This is a genomic window from Campylobacter sp. FOBRC14, from assembly GCF_000287855.1.
In the GTDB taxonomy this organism is placed as follows: domain Bacteria; phylum Campylobacterota; class Campylobacteria; order Campylobacterales; family Campylobacteraceae; genus Campylobacter_A; species Campylobacter_A curvus.
Map to the genome: position 1 here is coordinate 74,259 of NZ_ALJJ01000012.1, position 17,910 is coordinate 92,168.

16 protein-coding genes and 5 tRNA genes are annotated in these 17,910 nt (G+C 43.2%); 20 read left to right on the plus strand and 1 reads right to left on the minus strand.

Going from position 1 to position 17,910, the window contains the following annotated elements; translation table 11 throughout:
* From HMPREF1139_RS06165 to HMPREF1139_RS06180, 4 genes are read left to right on the plus strand one after another with little or no spacing between them, the layout of a single operon-like run.
* Positions 1-1,461 carry an HlyD family type I secretion periplasmic adaptor subunit gene (locus HMPREF1139_RS06165; protein WP_009650585.1) on the plus strand — a complete coding sequence of 487 codons (1,461 nt, stop codon included), beginning with the start codon at positions 1-3 and terminating at the stop codon, positions 1,459-1,461.
* Positions 1,461-1,976 carry a DUF5416 family protein gene (locus HMPREF1139_RS06170; protein ID WP_009650497.1) on the plus strand — a complete coding sequence of 172 codons (516 nt, stop codon included), beginning with the start codon at positions 1,461-1,463 and terminating at the stop codon, positions 1,974-1,976. Before HMPREF1139_RS06165 ends, HMPREF1139_RS06170 begins: the two co-directional genes overlap by 1 nt.
* A 15-nt stretch (positions 1,977-1,991) precedes the next feature.
* The gene (locus tag HMPREF1139_RS06175; RefSeq protein ID WP_009650458.1) at positions 1,992-2,615 is read left to right on the plus strand and encodes a response regulator transcription factor; all 624 of its coding nucleotides are present in this window, start codon (positions 1,992-1,994) and stop codon (positions 2,613-2,615) included.
* A complete protein-coding gene (locus HMPREF1139_RS06180) occupies positions 2,608-3,234 on the plus strand; it encodes a transglutaminase-like cysteine peptidase (RefSeq protein WP_009650485.1) in 627 nt (208 codons plus the stop codon). Before HMPREF1139_RS06175 ends, HMPREF1139_RS06180 begins: the two co-directional genes overlap by 8 nt.
* Here HMPREF1139_RS06180 and HMPREF1139_RS06185 read toward each other — a convergent pair.
* Positions 3,231-3,479, minus strand: a complete 249-nt coding sequence (locus HMPREF1139_RS06185) for a hypothetical protein (protein WP_009650473.1) — start codon at positions 3,477-3,479, stop codon at positions 3,231-3,233. The genes HMPREF1139_RS06180 and HMPREF1139_RS06185 overlap by 4 nt on opposite strands.
* A 156-nt stretch (positions 3,480-3,635) precedes the next feature.
* Between HMPREF1139_RS06185 and HMPREF1139_RS06190 the strand changes: the two genes are divergently transcribed.
* The 16 genes from HMPREF1139_RS06190 (at position 3,636) to HMPREF1139_RS06265 (ending at position 17,869) form a co-directional block, all read left to right on the plus strand.
* Positions 3,636-3,711 (plus strand) — tRNA-Thr (locus HMPREF1139_RS06190).
* A 53-nt stretch (positions 3,712-3,764) separates the two neighbouring features.
* Positions 3,765-3,849: transfer RNA gene (locus HMPREF1139_RS06195), tRNA-Tyr, on the plus strand.
* A 7-nt stretch (positions 3,850-3,856) separates the two neighbouring features.
* A tRNA-Gly gene (locus HMPREF1139_RS06200) sits at positions 3,857-3,933 on the plus strand.
* Between the two features lie 127 nt (positions 3,934-4,060).
* Positions 4,061-4,135 (plus strand) — tRNA-Thr (locus tag HMPREF1139_RS06205).
* 73 nt (positions 4,136-4,208) lie between these two features.
* The gene (gene tuf, locus HMPREF1139_RS06210; protein WP_009650564.1) at positions 4,209-5,408 is read left to right on the plus strand and encodes an elongation factor Tu; all 1,200 of its coding nucleotides are present in this window, start codon (positions 4,209-4,211) and stop codon (positions 5,406-5,408) included.
* A gap of 51 nt (positions 5,409-5,459) precedes the next feature.
* Entirely contained in the window at positions 5,460-5,618 is a 159-nt protein-coding gene (gene rpmG / locus HMPREF1139_RS06215) for a 50S ribosomal protein L33 (protein WP_018136209.1), read from the plus strand.
* Between the two features lie 15 nt (positions 5,619-5,633).
* Positions 5,634-5,709, plus strand: a tRNA-Trp gene (locus HMPREF1139_RS06220).
* A gap of 14 nt (positions 5,710-5,723) precedes the next feature.
* Positions 5,724-5,903 carry a preprotein translocase subunit SecE gene (secE, locus tag HMPREF1139_RS12135; RefSeq protein WP_011992523.1) on the plus strand — a complete coding sequence of 60 codons (180 nt, stop codon included), beginning with the start codon at positions 5,724-5,726 and terminating at the stop codon, positions 5,901-5,903.
* A gap of 11 nt (positions 5,904-5,914) precedes the next feature.
* The gene (nusG, locus tag HMPREF1139_RS06230; protein WP_009650518.1) at positions 5,915-6,445 is read left to right on the plus strand and encodes a transcription termination/antitermination protein NusG; all 531 of its coding nucleotides are present in this window, start codon (positions 5,915-5,917) and stop codon (positions 6,443-6,445) included.
* Between the two features lie 11 nt (positions 6,446-6,456).
* A complete protein-coding gene (gene rplK, locus HMPREF1139_RS06235) occupies positions 6,457-6,882 on the plus strand; it encodes a 50S ribosomal protein L11 (protein WP_009650483.1) in 426 nt (141 codons plus the stop codon).
* A gap of 61 nt (positions 6,883-6,943) precedes the next feature.
* Positions 6,944-7,645, plus strand: coding sequence for a 50S ribosomal protein L1 (rplA, locus tag HMPREF1139_RS06240; RefSeq protein ID WP_009650539.1), 702 nt, complete (start codon positions 6,944-6,946; stop codon positions 7,643-7,645).
* 104 nt (positions 7,646-7,749) lie between these two features.
* The gene (gene rplJ, locus HMPREF1139_RS06245; RefSeq protein WP_009650456.1) at positions 7,750-8,235 is read left to right on the plus strand and encodes a 50S ribosomal protein L10; all 486 of its coding nucleotides are present in this window, start codon (positions 7,750-7,752) and stop codon (positions 8,233-8,235) included.
* A gap of 20 nt (positions 8,236-8,255) precedes the next feature.
* On the plus strand, positions 8,256-8,633 hold the full coding sequence (gene rplL, locus HMPREF1139_RS06250) for a 50S ribosomal protein L7/L12 (RefSeq protein WP_009650519.1): 378 nt from the start codon (positions 8,256-8,258) through the stop codon (positions 8,631-8,633).
* A gap of 120 nt (positions 8,634-8,753) precedes the next feature.
* Positions 8,754-12,899: a DNA-directed RNA polymerase subunit beta gene (gene rpoB / locus HMPREF1139_RS06255; RefSeq protein ID WP_011992907.1), complete on the plus strand. Its 4,146-nt coding sequence runs from the start codon at positions 8,754-8,756 to the stop codon at positions 12,897-12,899.
* Positions 12,892-17,400 (plus strand): DNA-directed RNA polymerase subunit beta', encoded by a 4,509-nt coding sequence (rpoC, locus tag HMPREF1139_RS06260; protein ID WP_034966231.1) that lies wholly within the window; start codon positions 12,892-12,894, stop codon positions 17,398-17,400. The genes rpoB and rpoC overlap by 8 nt, the downstream gene beginning before the upstream one ends.
* Positions 17,401-17,485: 85 nt before the next feature.
* Entirely contained in the window at positions 17,486-17,869 is a 384-nt protein-coding gene (locus HMPREF1139_RS06265; protein ID WP_009650464.1) for a DoxX family protein, read from the plus strand.
* The last annotated feature ends 41 nt before the right edge of the window (positions 17,870-17,910 follow it).

Sequence of the window (17,910 nt, forward strand, 5' to 3'; positions counted from 1 at the left end):
ATGCAAGAAGAAAAAAATACTCAATCAAGCCCTACGAACGAGGAAGAGATAAAACAGCCAAGCACCCTTGAAGAGCAAGAGCGCGCCAGTGCCGATATCTTTGATGGAGTTAAAGATATCAAGGCTGATATCCAGGCCAAAGACTATGACGCATACGATCTGAAATTTATGTCCAGCCTCTCTGAAGCCGTGCTCGCGAAAGCACCCTCAACATCTAAAAAGATATTATACGCTCTTAGTTTCACGATCTTTTGGCTCATCGTTTGGGCCTCGTGGGCGCAGATAGACGAGATAACAAGAGGAAGCGGCAAGATAATCCCGTCCGGCAAAAACCAAGCCATACAAAATCTCGAAGGCGGCATCGTAGATGAAATTTTCGTAAAAGAGGGCGACGAAGTCAAAAAAGATCAGATCATCTTAAGGATAGACAACAAAAATTTCTCAAGTAGCTACGGAGAGTCTAAGCTTAGACTTGACGAGCTGGAGGCGAAATTTATGAGGCTTGATGCCGAGGCAAACGACAAGGAATTCGTCTATGACGAAAAGCGCGACGCAAATAATACCAAAGCCATAAAATATGAGATCAGCCTGCATAACTCAAATTTAGAGCATCTTGACGAGCAGATAAGAATTCTAACCGAGCAGATAACTCAGCGTCAAAGCGAGCTGACCGAGCTTAAAAATAAAATTTCACAAACGCAAAACAGCTACAACCTTATGCTAAAAGAAAAGGCCATCATGGAGCCGATCTTTAAAAAAGGGCTCGTAAGCGAGGTCGAGTATATCCAGCTTCAAAGGCGAGTAAGCGATCTAAAAGGCGAGCTAGACGCGTCTGTTTTGGCTCTGCCTCGCGTGGAATCAACCATAAAAGAGGCGCAAAACAAGATAGCCGAGGCGAAGCTCGCGTTTAAAAATAACGCTAAAAAGGAACTAAATGAAGTCTCCGCCGAGATCGCCCGTATCAGCGAGTCGCAGATCAGTCTTAGCGACAGGGTCGAAAGGACCTATGTGCGCTCTCCTGTAAACGGCATAGTCAGTAAAATGATGGTGCATACGATTTCTGGTGTCATAAAGCCCGGAGAAAACATCGCTGAGATCGTGCCGCTTGAAGACAAGCTCGTAGCTGAGGTAAAGGTCAAGCCGGCCGATGTCGCATTTTTGAGACCGGGGCTTGATACGATAGTGAAATTCACAGCTTACGATTTTAGCATTTACGGCGGTCTTAAGGGCAAGGTGACACAAATCAGCGCTGACACCGAGACGAACGAAAAGACCGGCGAGAGCTACTATCTAGTGCGCATCGAGACTGATAAAAACTATCTTGGAAGTGAGGAAAAGCCGCTTCGCATAAAGGTAGGCATGATCGTTTCTGCCGATATCATTACAGGCAAAAAGACGATACTTGATTATCTTCTTAAGCCGATATTAAAAGCCAAAAACAACGCATTAACGGAGAGATGATGTCTGATAAAGCGGTAAAAAGTGCCTATTACGATAAAAATTTTAAAGATTATGAAATTTTAAAGCCAAGATCGATAGAAGATCACGTTATCGTTAAAGGCAAAGAGGAGTGTGACCTGATAGGGCGCGAGATAAAAGATCTGGTCTTTGCAGACTGCACTAAAAGCTTTGATGAAATTTTGGCGCAAGGGCCGCAAGATGGTGAAATTTTTAAATTTGACGACATCAAGATCAAGGACGAGGTCATAAAAAATTTAAAAATCGTCATAAAAGGCTATGACGAGAGCAATGACAATCTAAAATTTGACCTGGATAAGCTATCCTTGAGCGCTCCGTATAGGTACGCTTTATCAAACGAGGGCTTTGAGATGAATATATTTTTAAACGAAGAGCCAAAGCGCGTGCTCGAATTTTTAGCGACTTTCGAGTATGACTATAAAAAAGAAGAGGCCAGGGTGCGTCATATTTTTGTCTTTGTAAATGAAAATATGATTTATGAAAAAATATGCAAATAAGATGAGGGGACGGACATGAACGTAGTTTTATTTACGCAAAACGGGTCGCTGAATAACCTATGGAGGGGCTATTCGTTTGGCAAAAATGTGAAATTTGCGCACAATAAAAAAGACTTTACGAGCGTTTTAAACGACAAGACCGATATCGTCGGCATCGATAAAGACGCTATCAAGGGCGATGTCCGAAAATTTATCGGCGAAATTTTGCAAAATTTCCCGAATTTAAAAATTTTGATCCTCACTAACGAGCCTAAATTCAGTGAAGGTAAGTCGCTACTTACGACCGGGATAAAAGGCTACGCCAACTCGCATATGCAAAAGATCCACTTTAGTGATGCCTTTGAGGCGATACATAAAGGCAATGTTTGGCTATATCCGGAATTTATCCAAGAGATGATAGGTGAGCTGACCGGTTCTTACGCTAAAGCCGATATCAAAAAAGACAGCCTTAACGAGCTTAGCAACCGCGAAAAAGAGATATCGCAGCTGATATATCAAGGCCTAACCAATAGCGAAATTTCACATACTGCAAACATAACGTTAAGGACCGTAAAGGCCCATACTACGGCTATTTACAACAAGCTAGGCGTCAAAGATAGGATAGGGCTCGTGCTTTTGATGCAGCAAAGAGATGCTTAGGAATTTAGTCTTTTTGCTGATCGCTGCCGTTTCATACGGGCAAAATTTCGAGCTCTTGGCCGAAAATATCGGGTCGTGCAAAGACGAACGCTGCAAAAATATACTAAATCACTACGCTAAATTTATGAAAAAAATCAAAGATGAAAATTTCATGAGAAAGCTTGAACTCGTAAATTCTTATATAAATTCACTTATACCAAGATATGATGATTTTTATAATACAAACATCGACGTATGGAGCACTAGAGGCGAATTTTTACGCCGCGGAGGTGGAGACTGCGAGGAGTATGCGATCACGAAAGAGGCTAGTCTAAAAGATCTTGGCGTGGATAATCAAAGCTGTCTTTTGATCGTCAAAGAGAAATTTTCTGGTGGATATCATATGGTCTTAGCGATTTGGAAAGATACAAAGCAAGAGCCCTTGATCCTGGACAACCTTAGTTTTCGCGTTTTACCGCTATCTAAGCGCTATGATTTAGAGCCAAAGTATTGTTTGACGGGCGGAAAATATTACCGACTCAAAAAAGACGGCATAAATTTAGAGCCCGTGAATGTAAAAATGCAAGCCTATGAAAATTTGTTGCAAAAAGAGAAAAATGAAAAATTTTGGAAACCTTAATCGTCCAAATCTATATCGATTTTTTCTAAATTTGTGGTTATATTTTTAGCATTTTTTTCTATGTCGTGTTTGTTTTTTTCGATCAAAGATCTATTTTGTCCTATCATATCTCTATTTTCTTTTATGCCGTCGCTGTTTTGCTCTATCCTCTTGTTGAGCGATGCGATCCTTTTTTCGTAGCGTATCATTAGAAAATATATGACGTAAATCAACATCAAGATCACGACCCAAGGTAAAAACTCCATATTCATCCTTTTAAAATTAAAATTTTCGCATATTATAAGAATATAGTTTTTAAAATTAATTAAATTTGCAGTTTTATTTTATAAAATTAGATTATTTTATGTAGCCTTGACTTTTAGTTTGATTTGAGATATAATTCACACTTCACAAACTAGGGTGCTGGTGTAGCTCAGTTGGTAGAGCTACTGCCTTGTAAGCAGTGGGTCGGCGGTTCAAGTCCGTTCACCAGCTCCATTTTTTGTAACAGTGTTTGACCAGAAATACCAAGCATTTTTTAATGTTAAAAGGGTGAGATACTCAAGCGGCCAACGAGGGCAGACTGTAAATCTGCTGACTATGTCTTCCGTGGTTCGAATCCACGTCTCACCACCATGCTATTGCGGGAGTAGCTCAGTTGGCTAGAGCATCAGCCTTCCAAGCTGAGGGTCGCGGGTTCGAGCCCCGTTTCCCGCTCCAAGAATTTGGACACTAAACTGGGAGCTGTATAGATATTTTTACCTAAACGCAGTCATTCAGTCTATAGTTTCCATAGTAGTTGTTTGCATTGTTAAATTAAGATCGTCTCGGCCAAGCGTCTTAAAGCGCTCATATGGCTCAGAGGTAGAGCACTTCCTTGGTAAGGAAGAGGTCGCGGGTTCAAGTCCCGCTATGAGCTCCACTGGTTTATACGATTTTGGTTGCATAACAATGCAAATTTTAGAATTAAGTCACATATCACAACGGAGGAAAAGATGGCTAAAGAAAAATTTTCACGCAACAAGCCACACGTAAACATTGGTACTATCGGTCACGTCGACCATGGTAAAACTACTTTGACAGCTGCTATTTCTGCTGTTCTTTCAAGAAAAGGTCTTGCAGAGATGAAAGACTATGATAATATCGATAACGCTCCAGAGGAAAAAGAGCGCGGTATTACCATCGCTACTTCACACATCGAGTATGAAACAGAAAAACGCCACTATGCTCACGTTGACTGCCCAGGCCACGCCGACTATGTTAAAAACATGATCACCGGTGCTGCTCAAATGGACGGTGCGATCCTAGTCGTTTCTGCTGCTGACGGCCCTATGCCTCAAACTAGAGAACATATCTTGCTATCTCGCCAAGTAGGTGTTCCATATATCGTTGTATTTATGAACAAAGCCGATATGGTCGATGACGCTGAGCTTCTTGAGCTAGTTGAGATGGAAATTCGCGAGCTTCTTAACGAGTACAACTTCCCTGGCGATGATACTCCTATCATATCAGGTTCTGCTCTTAAAGCCCTCGAAGAGGCTAAAGCAGGTGTTGATGGTGAGTGGTCAGCAAAAGTTCTTGAGCTTATGGATAAAGTCGATGAGTATATCCCAACTCCAGTTCGTGCTACCGATAAAGACTTCCTAATGCCTATCGAAGACGTTTTCTCTATCTCGGGTCGTGGAACAGTCGTTACTGGTAGGATCGAAAAAGGTGTTGTAAAAGTTGGCGATACTATCGAGATCGTTGGTATCAAACCTACTCAAACTACGACAGTTACTGGCGTTGAGATGTTTAGAAAAGAGATGGAACAAGGCGAAGCTGGCGATAACGTAGGCGTTCTTTTAAGAGGCACTAAAAAAGAAGACGTTGAGCGCGGCATGGTTCTTTGCAAGCCAAAATCAATCACTCCTCATACAAAATTTGAGGGTGAGGTTTATATTCTAACAAAAGAGGAGGGCGGACGCCACACTCCATTCTTTAACAACTATAGACCACAATTTTATGTAAGAACAACAGACGTTACAGGCTCTATCACACTTCCAGAGGGAACTGAGATGGTTATGCCTGGAGATAATGTCAGAATTTCCGTTGAACTCATCGCTCCTGTCGCTCTTGAAGAGGGCACACGTTTTGCGATCCGTGAGGGTGGCAGAACTGTTGGTTCAGGTGTCGTTTCTAAGATACTTGCATAATTTAAAATTTAGCAAAAGAGCGATTTTGCTCTTTTGCCTTAAGGAAATTTAATGAGAATCAAAGTTGGTTTAAAATGCTCTGAAAGTGGTGATATAAACTATACTACTACAAAAAATAGTAAAACTATGACAGAAAAGTTGGAGCTTAAAAAATATTGTCCGAGGCTTAAAAAACATACTCTCCATAAAGAAGTAAAGCTAAAAAGCTAATGGGCTGATACCATTAGGGCAATAGCTCCAACGGTAGAGCGCTGGATTCCAAATCCAATGGTTGGGGGTTCGAATCCCTCTTGCCCTGCCATAATAAGGTTAAAGATGGAAAAATTAATAAACTATATAAAGCTATCAAAACTTGAAATATTGAAGGTCATATTTCCTACAAAAGAGCAAGTTAGAAACGCTTTTATTACCGTTTTTATTGTAGTTACGGTAGTGTCGCTCTTTTTGGCTTTGGTCGATGCCATCATGTCATTTAGTCTTTCAAAAATTATCTAAGGAAGTATGACATGGCACATAAATGGTATGCTATTCAAACATATGCTGGTAGCGAGATGGCCGTAAAAAGAGGTATCGAAAATTTGGTCAAAGATCATGGCATCGAAGAGCAACTAAAAGAAGTCATCGTTCCTACCGAAGACGTTATCGAGATCAAAAATGGAAAACAAAAAATAAACGAAAGAACGCTTTATCCCGGATATGCTTTTGCACATCTTGATTTAGATACCGCTCTTTGGCATAAAATTCAATCCTTGCCAAAAGTCGGAAGATTTATAGGCGAGTCCAAAAAGCCTACTCCGTTAAGTGATAAAGACATAAATACTATTTTAGAAAAAGTACAAAAACGTGCTGCGCCTAAACCTAAAATTTTCTTTGATGAGGGCGAAAGCGTTCGTATCACAGAAGGTCCTTTTGCGAACTTTACCGGTATCGTGGAGGAGTATGACATGGTTCATGGCAAGCTTCGCTTGAATGTTTCTATATTTGGCAGAAGTACGCCGGTCGATATTTTATATTCACAAGTTGAAAAGATAATTTAAGGAGTAAGTTTATGGCTAAAAAAGTTATAGGCGAAATAAAATTACAGATTGCCGCTACGAAGGCAAATCCAAGCCCGCCAGTTGGTCCAGCTCTTGGTCAAAAGGGCGTAAATATCATGGAATTTTGCAAAGCTTTTAATGAGAAAACAAAGGATATGGTAGGATTTAATATACCTGTCGTTATAACCGTTTATGCAGATAAAAGCTTTACATTCATCACGAAGCAACCACCTGCAACAGACCTTATAAAGAAGGCTGCCGGCATAGCAAAAGGGACGGACAATCCTTTGAAAAACAAGGTTGGTAAATTAACTAAAGCTCAAGTTTTAGAGATCGTTGAGAAAAAACTTGTAGATTTGAATACGAACGATAAAGAGCAAGCGGCTAAAATCATTGCCGGTTCAGCTCGTTCTATGGGTGTCGAGATAGTAGACTAAACGCCTTTACCGTCAGGCTGAGTATCAAAAGACGGAAGCACTTTAAAATGCGGAGAATTTAATGGGAAAAACTACTAAAAGATTTCAAGAGCTACTTAAAAAAGTAGAAGAAAATAAAATTTATAATCTTGATGAAGCGATCACTACGATCAAAACTTTAGCGTCTGCTAAATTTGATGAAACCGTAGAAATAGCGCTTAAGCTCAACGTTGATCCAAGACATGCCGACCAGATGGTTCGTGGCTCTGTGGTATTGCCGGCTGGAACAGGTAAAACCGTTCGTGTCGCCGTCATAGCAAAAGACGCCAAAGCCGACGAGGCAAAAGCTGCGGGCGCAGATATCGTGGGCTCTGATGAGCTTGTTGAGGATATCCAAAAAGGCATCATGAATTTCGATGTTCTTATCGCTACTCCAAATTTAATGGGTCTAGTAGGTAAAGTCGGTCGTATCCTTGGACCAAAAGGCTTAATGCCAAATCCAAAAACAGGGACCGTTACTATGGACGTAGCTCAAGCTGTAAACAATGCAAAGAGCGGTCAAGTAAATTTTCGTGTCGATAAACAAGGAAATATCCATGCAGGGCTTGGAAAGGTCAGCTTTAGTAAAGAACAGCTAAACGAGAATATCTCAACTTTTATAAAAGCCATAAATAAGCATAAACCGTCTGCTTCAAAAGGTAGATATGTCAAAAATGCTTCGTTGTCATTGACGATGAGCCCGTCTATCGCTCTTGATACTCAAGAAGTGATGGATCTAAAATAATTTATTAAATTAAATTTATATCTTAGATTGGAGATAGCCGAGGCCTTCGGGCTTAATCGATTCGACCCGCTCTGCTTGAAATCACCGGTCGGAAAGGAGAAAAAGTGACACGTAATGAAAAATCTGAAGTTATAGCTAAACTTGAGAGCGAATTTAAAGATGCTCAAGCGATCGTTGTTTGCGATTATCACGGGCTTAGCGTTAAAAAACTTGAAGCGTTGAGAAATGCTGCAAGAGAACAAAACGTTAAAGTTCAAGTCATCAAAAACACGCTTGCTAACATAGCTCTTAAAAATTCCGCTAAAGACGGAATGAGCCTAAAAGATACGAATATCTATCTTTGGAGTGAAGATCAGCTAGCTGTGACAAAGGTTGTTGTTAAATTTGAAGAAGCCAATTCCGAGCTTTTCAAAATCAAAACAGCATATATTGACGGAGAAGTTGCAAGCGTTGATAAAGTCAAGGCTCTATCGAAGATGCCAAGTCGCGATGAGCTTATCGCTATGCTACTTCAAGTTTGGAATGCGCCTATCCAAAATTTCACTATTGGACTAAATGCGCTTAAAGAGAAAAAAGAACAATCAGCATAAAAATTTAGAAGGATAATAAAATGGCAATCACTAAAGAAGACGTATTAGAATTTATTTCTAATCTTTCAGTACTCGAGCTTAGCGAGCTCGTAAAAGAGTTTGAAGAGAAATTCGGCGTAAGCGCCGCTCCTGTTATGGTAGCTGGCGGTGCAGTAGCTGGCGGTGCTGCTGAAGCGGCTGAAGAGAAAACAGAATTTAACCTCGTATTGGTTGATTCTGGCGACAAGAAGATCAATGTAATCAAAGTCGTTAGAGCTCTTACCGGTCTTGGACTTAAAGAGGCTAAAGACGCAGTTGAAGGAACTCCATCCGTTCTTAAAGAGGGCATTAGCAAAGATGAGGCTGAGGCAGCTAAAAAAGAGCTTGAAGAAGCAGGCGCTAAAGTCGAACTTAAGTAATTTCATTTTCTTGAAATTATCAAAAATTTCAGAGAGGGCTAGTGCTCTCTCTTTTTTAAATTTAGATGCCTTGCAAGAGAGGCTATACTTTTCTTTCAAAATTACCACGAGGTAGATGCAATGTTAAATAGCTTATACTCAGGAAATCGTCTTAGAGTTGATTTCTCTAATGTCGTCAAAGAGATAGATGTTCCTAACCTACTACAATTACAAAAAAAGAGCTTCGATAATTTTTTAAATTTAGACAATACCCAGTCCGAAAGCGGGATTGAAAAAGTTTTTAAATCGATTTTTCCTATACATGATCCGCAAAATCGCCTAAGTTTGGAATATGTGAGCTCTGAGATCGGAAAACCAAAATATACGATAAGAGAATGTATCGAAAGAGGCCTTACGTATTCTGTAAATTTAAAGATGAAAATTCGCCTCATCGTGCATGAAAAAGATGAAAAGACCGGCGAAAAAGTCGGCGTAAAAGATATAAAAGAGCAAGAGATTTTTATACGTGAAATTCCCCTAATGACCGATAGAATTTCATTTATTATAAATGGCGTAGAGCGCGTGGTGGTAAACCAGCTTCACAGAAGTCCAGGCGTTATTTTCAAACAAGAGGAGAGCGCAACGGTCGCAAACAAGCTCATTTATACCGCTCAGATCATACCTGATAGAGGAAGCTGGCTATATTTTGAATACGACACGAAAGATGTATTATACGTCAGGATAAATAAGCGCAGGAAAGTGCCGGTAACTATACTATTTAGGGCGCTCGGATATAAAAAACAAGACATTATAAAGCTATTTTATCCTATCCAAACACTAAGTATAAAAAATAATAAATTTTTAACCCCTTTTAGCCCGGATGATTATCTTGGCAGGATAGACTACGATATAAAAGACGAAGAGGGCAACGTCCTTCATCAAGCAGGTAAGCGCCTTACAAAGAAAAAGGCAGACAAGCTCATAGAAGACGGTGTTAAATGGGTCGAATACCCTACCGAGGTTTTGGTAAGCCGCTATTTGGCTAGCCCGGTCATAAACAAAGAAAGCGGCGAGGTGCTATATGACACCCTTTCTCAGCTTGATGAAAATAAACTCGTCAAAATTCTAAGCGAACAAGACAGTATCGAGATAATAAACAACTCCGCTTCAGGCGTCGATGATGCGATCATAAATTCATTCATCGCCGATAACGAGATGCTTAAAATTTTAAGACAAACAGAGGGTGTCGACGATGAGAACGATCTTTCTGCGATCAGAATTTACAAGGTAATGAGGCCGGGCGAGCCTGTCGTCAAAGAGGCTGCTAAGACCTTTGTAAACGACATATTCTTTAATCCTGAAAGATACGACCTTACGAAAGTCGGTCGTATGAAGATGAATCACAAGCTAGCCCTTGACGTGCCCGAGTATGTCACCGTTTTAACTAGCGAAGACATCATAAAGACTGCGAAATATCTCATAAAGGTCAAAAACGGACAGGGTCATATAGACGACAGGGATCACTTGGGCAACAGGCGTATCCGCTCTATAGGCGAGCTTTTAGCGAACGAGCTTCATCTTGGCTTCGTCAAAATGCAAAAAGCGATCCGTGATAAATTTACAAGCCTAAGCAACAACACAGAGGAGATCATGCCTTATGATCTCATAAATCCAAAAATGATCACCGCAACGATAATGGAATTCTTCACTAGCGGCCAGCTCAGTCAGTTCATGGATCAGACCAACCCTCTTAGCGAGGTCACACATAAACGTCGTCTGTCAGCGCTTGGAGAGGGCGGCTTGGTAAAAGAGCGTGCGGGCTTTGAGGTGCGCGACGTTCACCCGACTCACTACGGCAGAATTTGCCCTGTCGAGACACCGGAAGGTCAAAACATCGGCCTTATAAATACACTTTCGACATACGCGAAGGTAAATGACCTTGGTTTTGTCGAAGCTCCTTATAAAAAAGTCGTCGATGGCAAAGTGATCGACGAGATCGTTTATCTGACGGCTACTCAAGAGGAGGGCAACGTTATCGCTCCAGCCTCTACCAAGCTTGATGAAAACGGCTACATCGTAGAGGATCTCATCGAGGTCAGACGCGAGGGCGAGATGATGCTTGCGCGACGCGAGGATGTCACTTTGATAGATTTGTGCTCCGGTATGATAGCCGGTGTCGCAGCTTCGCTTATCCCGTTTTTGGAACATGATGATGCGAACCGTGCATTGATGGGCTCAAACATGCAGCGCCAAGCAGTGCCGCTTCTTCGCTCTACGGCTCCTATCGTGGGAACGGGCATGGAAAGCGTCATAGCTCGTGATGCGTGGGAAAGCATAAAAGCACGCCGCGGTGGCATAGTCGAAAAGGTAGATAACAAAAACATCTTTATCTTAGGTGAGGACGAGGCCGGTCCTTATATCGATCACTACTCGCTTGAGAAAAATTTAAGGACCAATCAAAATACTACATTTTCTCAACACCCTATCGTCAAAAAAGGCGATGAGATAAAAGAGGATCAGATAATAGCCGATGGCCCTAGCATGGAAAAGGGCGAGCTTGCTATCGGCAAGAACGCCCTTATCGCGTTTATGCCTTGGAACGGCTACAACTACGAGGATGCTATCGTCATCAGTGAAAAGATGATTCGCGAGGATGCATTCACTAGCGTCCATATTTATGAAAAAGAGATCGAAGCTCGCGAGCTAAAAGACGGCGTAGAGGAGATCACCAAAGACATACCTAATATCAAAGAAGAAGACCTGCTTCATCTTGATGAAAGCGGTATCGTAAAGATAGGCACGCAGATAAAGCCCGGTATGATATTAGTCGGTAAAGTCTCTCCAAAAGGCGAAGTGAAGCCGACCCCAGAGGAGCGCTTGCTACGCGCGATATTTGGTGAGAAAGCCGGTCATGTGGTAAATAAATCGCTTTACGCTTCGGCCTCTATGGAAGGTGTCGTCGTAGATGTCAAAATTTTTACCAAAAAGGGCCACGAAAAAGACAGCAGAACGCATAAAGCCTACGAGGAAGAGAAGGCCCTTTTGGAAAAAGAACACCACGACAGGCTATTGATGCTAGATAGAGAGGAGATGCTAAAGGTCACTTCGCTACTATCTAAGAGCCAGCTTACCAGTGAGCAGTCTATCAATAAAAAGACATATAAGAAGGGCTCGAAAATCAACAAAGCCGATCTTGAAAACATCAACCGCTTCACGCTGAATTCTATCGTAAAGGGCTTTTCAAAAGAGGTTCAGAAAAAATATGACGAGCTTAAAAACTATTTCCAAAACGAGAAGAAAAAGCTAAAAGAGGAGCATGACTCCAAGATCGAAATTTTAGAAAAAGACGATATCCTGCCAAGTGGCGTAGTCAAACTGGTCAAGGTCTATATCGCCACTAAGCGCAAGCTAAAAGTAGGCGATAAGATGGCCGGTCGCCACGGCAACAAAGGTATCGTCTCAAATATCGTGCCAGAAGTCGATATGCCGTATCTTCCGAGCGGTCAGATCGTTGATATCGTGCTAAACCCTCTTGGCGTTCCTAGTCGTATGAATATCGGTCAAATTTTGGAGTCTCACTTGGGCCTTGTAGGATATCGCTTGGGCGAGCAGATAAATGAAATTTTTGAAACCAAAAAAGGCGAGTGGCTAAAAGAGCTAAGGGCCAAGATGATAGAGATCGCAAGCGTTTCAAAGCTTATGAACGCTAAAAATGCACTTGGCAAGATGAGCGATGAGAAGCTGCTTGAATACGCAAAGGATTGGAGCAACGGCGTTAGATTTGCCACTCCTATTTTTGAGGGCGTCAAAGCCGATGAATTCGTCAAATTATTTGAGATGGCAAAGATCGATAGTGACGGTAAGACCGAGCTTTACGACGGACGAACGGGCTCGAAAATTCGCGAACGCGTCAATGTGGGCTGCATGTATATGCTAAAACTCCACCACCTAGTCGATGAGAAAGTCCACGCAAGAAGCACGGGACCATACAGCCTAGTCACTCAGCAGCCAGTCGGCGGCAAGGCGCTATTTGGCGGTCAAAGATTTGGAGAGATGGAGGTTTGGGCGCTTGAGGCTTATGGCGCAGCGCATACGCTTAGAGAGATGCTGACTGTCAAATCAGACGATGTAGACGGCCGTTTGTCTGCTTATAAGGCATTGACACGCGGAGAGAACGTGCCGGAGACTGGCATCCCTGAGACTTTCTTTGTTCTGACCAACGAGCTAAAGTCGCTAGCTCTTGATGTAGAAGTATATGATGAGGACGAGACAAATGAAAATGAATAATTTAAAACCAGTTGAGATAAAAGAGGAGCATAGACCGCGCGATTTTGAGGCTTTTCAGCTTCGTTTGGCAAGCCCTGAAAAGATAAAATCATGGAGCTATGGCGAGGTCAAAAAGCCTGAGACTATCAACTACCGCACACTAAAGCCTGAGCGTGACGGTCTGTTTTGCGCCAAAATTTTCGGACCTATCCGCGACTACGAGTGCCTTTGCGGAAAATATAAAAAGATGCGCTACAAAGGTATCAAATGCGAAAAATGCGGCGTCGAGGTGACAAGCTCGAAAGTCCGCCGCTCACGCATGGGGCACATCGAGCTAGTGACTCCGGTCGCGCACATCTGGTATGTAAATTCACTCCCAAGCCGCATCGGAACACTACTTGGCATAAAGATGAAAGATCTTGAGCGCGTGCTTTACTACGAGGCGTATATCGTCGAAAACCCTGGCGAAGCCTTTTATGATAATGAAAATTCTAAAAAGGTCGAAAAATACGATGTTTTAAACGAGGAGCAGTATCAATCCTTGGCCGCTCGTTATGAGGACAGCGGTTTTGCGGCCAGAATGGGTGGCGAAGTCATCCATGATATGCTAGCAGAGCTTGATCTGACTGAAATTTTAGAGCAGCTAAAGCTTGAAGTGGAGTCTACGAATTCCGATGCGAAGAAAAAAGTGATAGTAAAACGCTTGAAAGTTATCGAGAGCTTTTTAAATTCAGGCAACCGTCCGGAGTGGATGATGATCACGAATTTGCCTGTTTTGCCACCTGATCTTAGGCCGTTAGTCAGCCTTGACGGCGGCAAATTCGCAGTTTCAGACGTGAATGATCTTTATCGCCGTGTCATAAATAGAAACAGCCGTCTAAAGCGCCTACTGGAGCTTGATGCACCGGAGATCATTATAAGGAACGAAAAGAGGATGTTGCAAGAAGCCGTTGATGCGTTATTTGACAACGGTCGCCGTGCAAATGCCGTAAAGGGCGCAAACAAACGCCCTCTTAAATCCTTAAGCGAGATCATCAAAGGAAAACAGGGTCGCTTCCGTCAGAATTTGCTAGGAAAGCGCGTGGACTTCTCGGGACGTTCCGTCATTGTTGTCGGACCAAAGCTAAGGATGGATCAATGCGGTCTGCCTAAGAAAATGGCACTAGAGCTGTTTAAGCCGCATTTGCTCGCTCGCCTTGAGGAAAAAGGCTATGCAACGACCGTAAAACAAGCTAAAAAGATGATAGAGGATAAGACGAACGAGGTTTGGGAGTGCCTAGAGGAGGTCGTTAAAGACCATCCGGTCATGCTAAACCGCGCTCCGACACTTCACAAGCTCTCTATCCAGGCGTTTCACCCGGTACTTGTCGAGGGCAAGGCTATCCAGCTTCACCCGCTCGTTTGTGCCGCTTTCAATGCCGACTTTGACGGCGATCAGATGGCTGTTCACGTGCCGCTAAGCCAAGAGGCGATCGCAGAGTGCAAAATTTTGATGCTAAGCTCGATGAATATCTTGCTTCCTGCAAGCGGCAAAGCGATAACTGTCCCTAGCCAAGACATGGTCCTTGGAATTTATTATCTAAGTCTTGAGCGAAACGACGAGAAGGGCGCAAATAAAATTTTCTCTAGCGTCGATGAGGTCATGATAGCCGAGGAGGCCAATACTCTTGGTCTGCACGCAAAGATCAAGACTATGGTCGATGGCAAGACTATGTTCACTACAGCCGGCCGCTTGATACTTCGCGCGATATTGCCTGATTTTGTCCCGGATAACATGTGGAACAAGATAATGAAGAAAAAAGATATCGCGAATTTAGTTGATTATGTCTATCGCAACGGCGGGCTAGAGGTCACGGCTGATTTTCTTGATAAGCTTAAGAATTTAGGCTTTAGATACGCTACAAAGGCTGGAATTTCAATATCTATCGCAGATATCATCGTGCCGGAGAGCAAGCAAAAGCATATCGACGAGGCAAAGAAAAAAGTCCGCGAAATTCAGCGTCAATACGGAGCTGGCTTGCTTACTGACTCTGAGAGATATAATAAGATCGTCGATATTTGGACCGATACGAATAACACCGTCGCAGGCGAGATGATGAAGCTCATCCAAAACGATAAGGGAGGTTTCAACTCTATTTATATGATGGCGGACTCCGGTGCGAGAGGCTCTGCGGCGCAGATCCGCCAGCTTGCCGGTATGCGCGGTCTGATGGCAAAACCTGACGGCTCTATCATCGAAACGCCTATCACTTCAAATTTCCGCGAGGGTCTAAATATGATGGAGTACTTCATCTCGACCCATGGCGCTAGAAAAGGTCTAGCTGATACCGCTCTTAAAACGGCAAATGCCGGTTATTTAACAAGAAAGCTCATCGACGTGGCGCAAAATGTGAAGGTCACTATGCATGACTGCGGTACTCACGAGGGCGTCGAGATAACCGACATCACCGAAAACGGCGAGCTAATCGAGAGCCTGGAAGAGCGCGTTTTAGGACGTGTTTTGGCAGATGACGTTATCGATCCGATAACAAATGAAATTTTATTCTCCGAAGGCACACTGCTTGACGAGGAAAAGGCAAAGACCATCAGCGAAGCGGGCATAAAATCAGTAAGCATAAGAACGCCTATCACATGCAAAGCGCCAAAAGGCGTCTGCGCTAAATGCTACGGTATAAATTTGGGCGAAGGCAAGCTCGTAAAACCCGGCGAGGCTGTGGGCATCATTTCGGCTCAATCTATCGGCGAGCCTGGAACTCAGCTAACGCTTAGGACTTTCCACATCGGAGGAACGGCCTCCACCGAGCAGCAAGATCGTCAAGTCATAGCCCAAAAAGAGGGCTTCATAAGGTATTATAACCTTAACACTTACGAAAATAACGGCAAAAGGATCGTTGCAAACAGGCGAAGCGCTGCCGTATTGCTGGTCGAGCCAAAGATAAAATCTACGATCGACGGTAAAATAGAGATAGAATTTGCCCACGAAGACGTAAATATCACGATCAAAGGCAAAAAAGAAGAGGCCAAATATACGATAAGAAGAAACGATCTGGCTAAGCCAAACGAGCTTGCGGGCGTAAGCGGCAAGATCGAAGGAAAGATGTATATACCATACTCAAGCGGCGATAAAGTAGCTGCGAACGAGAGTATCGTAGAGATCATCAAAGAGGGCTGGAACGTGCCCAATCGTATCCCGTTTGCCAGCGAGCTTAAGATCGCCGACGGCGAGCCTGTGACGCAGAAAATTTTGGCTGATGCGAGCGGAGTGATAAAATTCTTTATATTAAACGGTGATTATTTGGATCGTTTAAAAGATATCAAAAAGGGACACAAGGTCACAGAAAAAGGCCTATTTGTCGTAGTTTCCGACAAAGACGGTCGTGAGGCGGTCCGCCACTATATACCAAGAAATTCTATCATCCAGCTTTCCGATAATGAAAACGTGGAGGCAAAAAGCGTCATCGCGCTTCCTGAAAATAGCGATAAACTCGTTATTGCAGAGTGGGACCCTTATTCTACTCCGACTATCGCCGAGGAGGCGGGCGTGGTCTCTTACGAGGATATCGAGCCTGGATATTCCGCCGCCGAGCAGTTTGACGAGGCGACAGGACAAAGCCGTCTTGTCATCAACGAGTACTTGCCAAGCGGAGTCAAGCCGACCATCGTCGTTGCGACTAAAAATGGCGGTATGATAAAATATCAACTCGATCCAAAGACCGCGATATTCGTAGCTGACGGTGCCGAGGTCGCTCAGGCCGATGTGCTCGCCAGGACGCCAAAGGCGGTCGCAAAATCAAAAGATATCACCGGCGGTCTTCCGCGTGTCAGTGAGCTATTTGAGGCTAGACGTCCGAAAAATACGGCTATAGTTGCCGAGATCGACGGCGTAGTTAGATTTGACAAGCCGCTTCGCTCTAAAGAGCGCATCATCATCGAGGCCGAAGACGGCGCTACCGCCGAATACTTGATCGATAAGACGCGTCAAATTCAAGTCAGAAACGGCGAATTCGTCCATGCTGGCGAAAAGCTTACCGATGGCTTGATATCAAGCCACGATATCTTGAGGATCTTGGGCGAAAAGGCGTTACATTACTATCTGATAAGCGAAATTCAGCAAGTTTATCGCCGACAAGGTGTCGCGATCGCAGATAAGCACATCGAGATCATCGTCTCTCAAATGCTTCGCCAAGTAAAGATCGTAGATAGCGGAAATACAAATTTCATTGTCGGCGATATGGTCTCAAGAAATAAATTTAAAGAGGAGAACGAGCGCATAATGAAAATGGGTGGAGAGCCGGCGATAGCCGAGCCGATCCTTCTTGGCGTCACGCGTGCGGCTATCGGAAGCGATAGCGTCATCTCGGCTGCATCTTTCCAAGAGACCACAAAGGTCCTCACGGAGGCATCGATCGCAGCGAAATTTGACTATCTCGAAGATCTAAAAGAAAATGTCATCTTGGGTCGTATGATACCAGTGGGCACAGGTCTTTATAAAGATAAAAAGATAAAAATCAAGCAAATTTGACGCAAGAGCCTCATTTTGAGGCTCTTTATTATTTACTTTCTTCTTATACAATCCTATTAAAATTTAAGATCCAAAAGGACTATCGATGAAAAATCAAGATTTAGGACTGCTTTTTGTGAGGCTTGGCCTTGGCATTTGCCTGTTTATGCATGGCTTTAGAAAGCTTACAGGCGGCATCGGCTTTATAAAATCGATGGTAGCTTCGGCCGGGATGCCGGAATTTTTCGCTTATGGCGTTTATATCACCGAGGTTTTGGCTCCGCTTATGCTGATCATCGGGTTTTATTCGAGAGTCGCCGCAGCTATAATCACTGCAAATGCGCTGTTTATAGTTTATCTTGCGCATCCAAATTTCTTGGCTCTTACCGGACACGGCGGCTTTGAGGCTGAAATTTTATATCTTTATATGGCTATGGCTCTTTGCACGATCTTTTGTGGAAGCGGCAAATATGCCATCAAGGCGGACTAAAATTTAGCTTTTGTTACATTTTACTAATCAAATATAAAAAT

Bases quoted from the DNA above. Each gene is read 5' to 3' on its own strand.
- HMPREF1139_RS06165 (WP_009650585.1), top strand. From the start codon at position 1: ATGCAAGAAGAAAAAAATACTCAATCAAGCCCTACGAACGAGGAAGAG.
- HMPREF1139_RS06170 (WP_009650497.1), top strand. From the start codon at position 1,461: ATGTCTGATAAAGCGGTAAAAAGTGCCTATTACGATAAAAATTTTAAA.
- HMPREF1139_RS06175 (WP_009650458.1), top strand. From the start codon at position 1,992: ATGAACGTAGTTTTATTTACGCAAAACGGGTCGCTGAATAACCTATGG.
- HMPREF1139_RS06180 (WP_009650485.1), top strand. From the start codon at position 2,608: ATGCTTAGGAATTTAGTCTTTTTGCTGATCGCTGCCGTTTCATACGGG.
- HMPREF1139_RS06185 (WP_009650473.1), bottom strand. From the start codon at position 3,479: ATGGAGTTTTTACCTTGGGTCGTGATCTTGATGTTGATTTACGTCATA.
- tuf (WP_009650564.1), top strand. From the start codon at position 4,209: ATGGCTAAAGAAAAATTTTCACGCAACAAGCCACACGTAAACATTGGT.
- rpmG (WP_018136209.1), top strand. From the start codon at position 5,460: ATGAGAATCAAAGTTGGTTTAAAATGCTCTGAAAGTGGTGATATAAAC.
- secE (WP_011992523.1), top strand. From the start codon at position 5,724: ATGGAAAAATTAATAAACTATATAAAGCTATCAAAACTTGAAATATTG.
- nusG (WP_009650518.1), top strand. From the start codon at position 5,915: ATGGCACATAAATGGTATGCTATTCAAACATATGCTGGTAGCGAGATG.
- rplK (WP_009650483.1), top strand. From the start codon at position 6,457: ATGGCTAAAAAAGTTATAGGCGAAATAAAATTACAGATTGCCGCTACG.
- rplA (WP_009650539.1), top strand. From the start codon at position 6,944: ATGGGAAAAACTACTAAAAGATTTCAAGAGCTACTTAAAAAAGTAGAA.
- rplL (WP_009650519.1), top strand. From the start codon at position 8,256: ATGGCAATCACTAAAGAAGACGTATTAGAATTTATTTCTAATCTTTCA.
- rpoB (WP_011992907.1), top strand. From the start codon at position 8,754: ATGTTAAATAGCTTATACTCAGGAAATCGTCTTAGAGTTGATTTCTCT.
- rpoC (WP_034966231.1), top strand. From the start codon at position 12,892: ATGAATAATTTAAAACCAGTTGAGATAAAAGAGGAGCATAGACCGCGC.
- HMPREF1139_RS06265 (WP_009650464.1), top strand. From the start codon at position 17,486: ATGAAAAATCAAGATTTAGGACTGCTTTTTGTGAGGCTTGGCCTTGGC.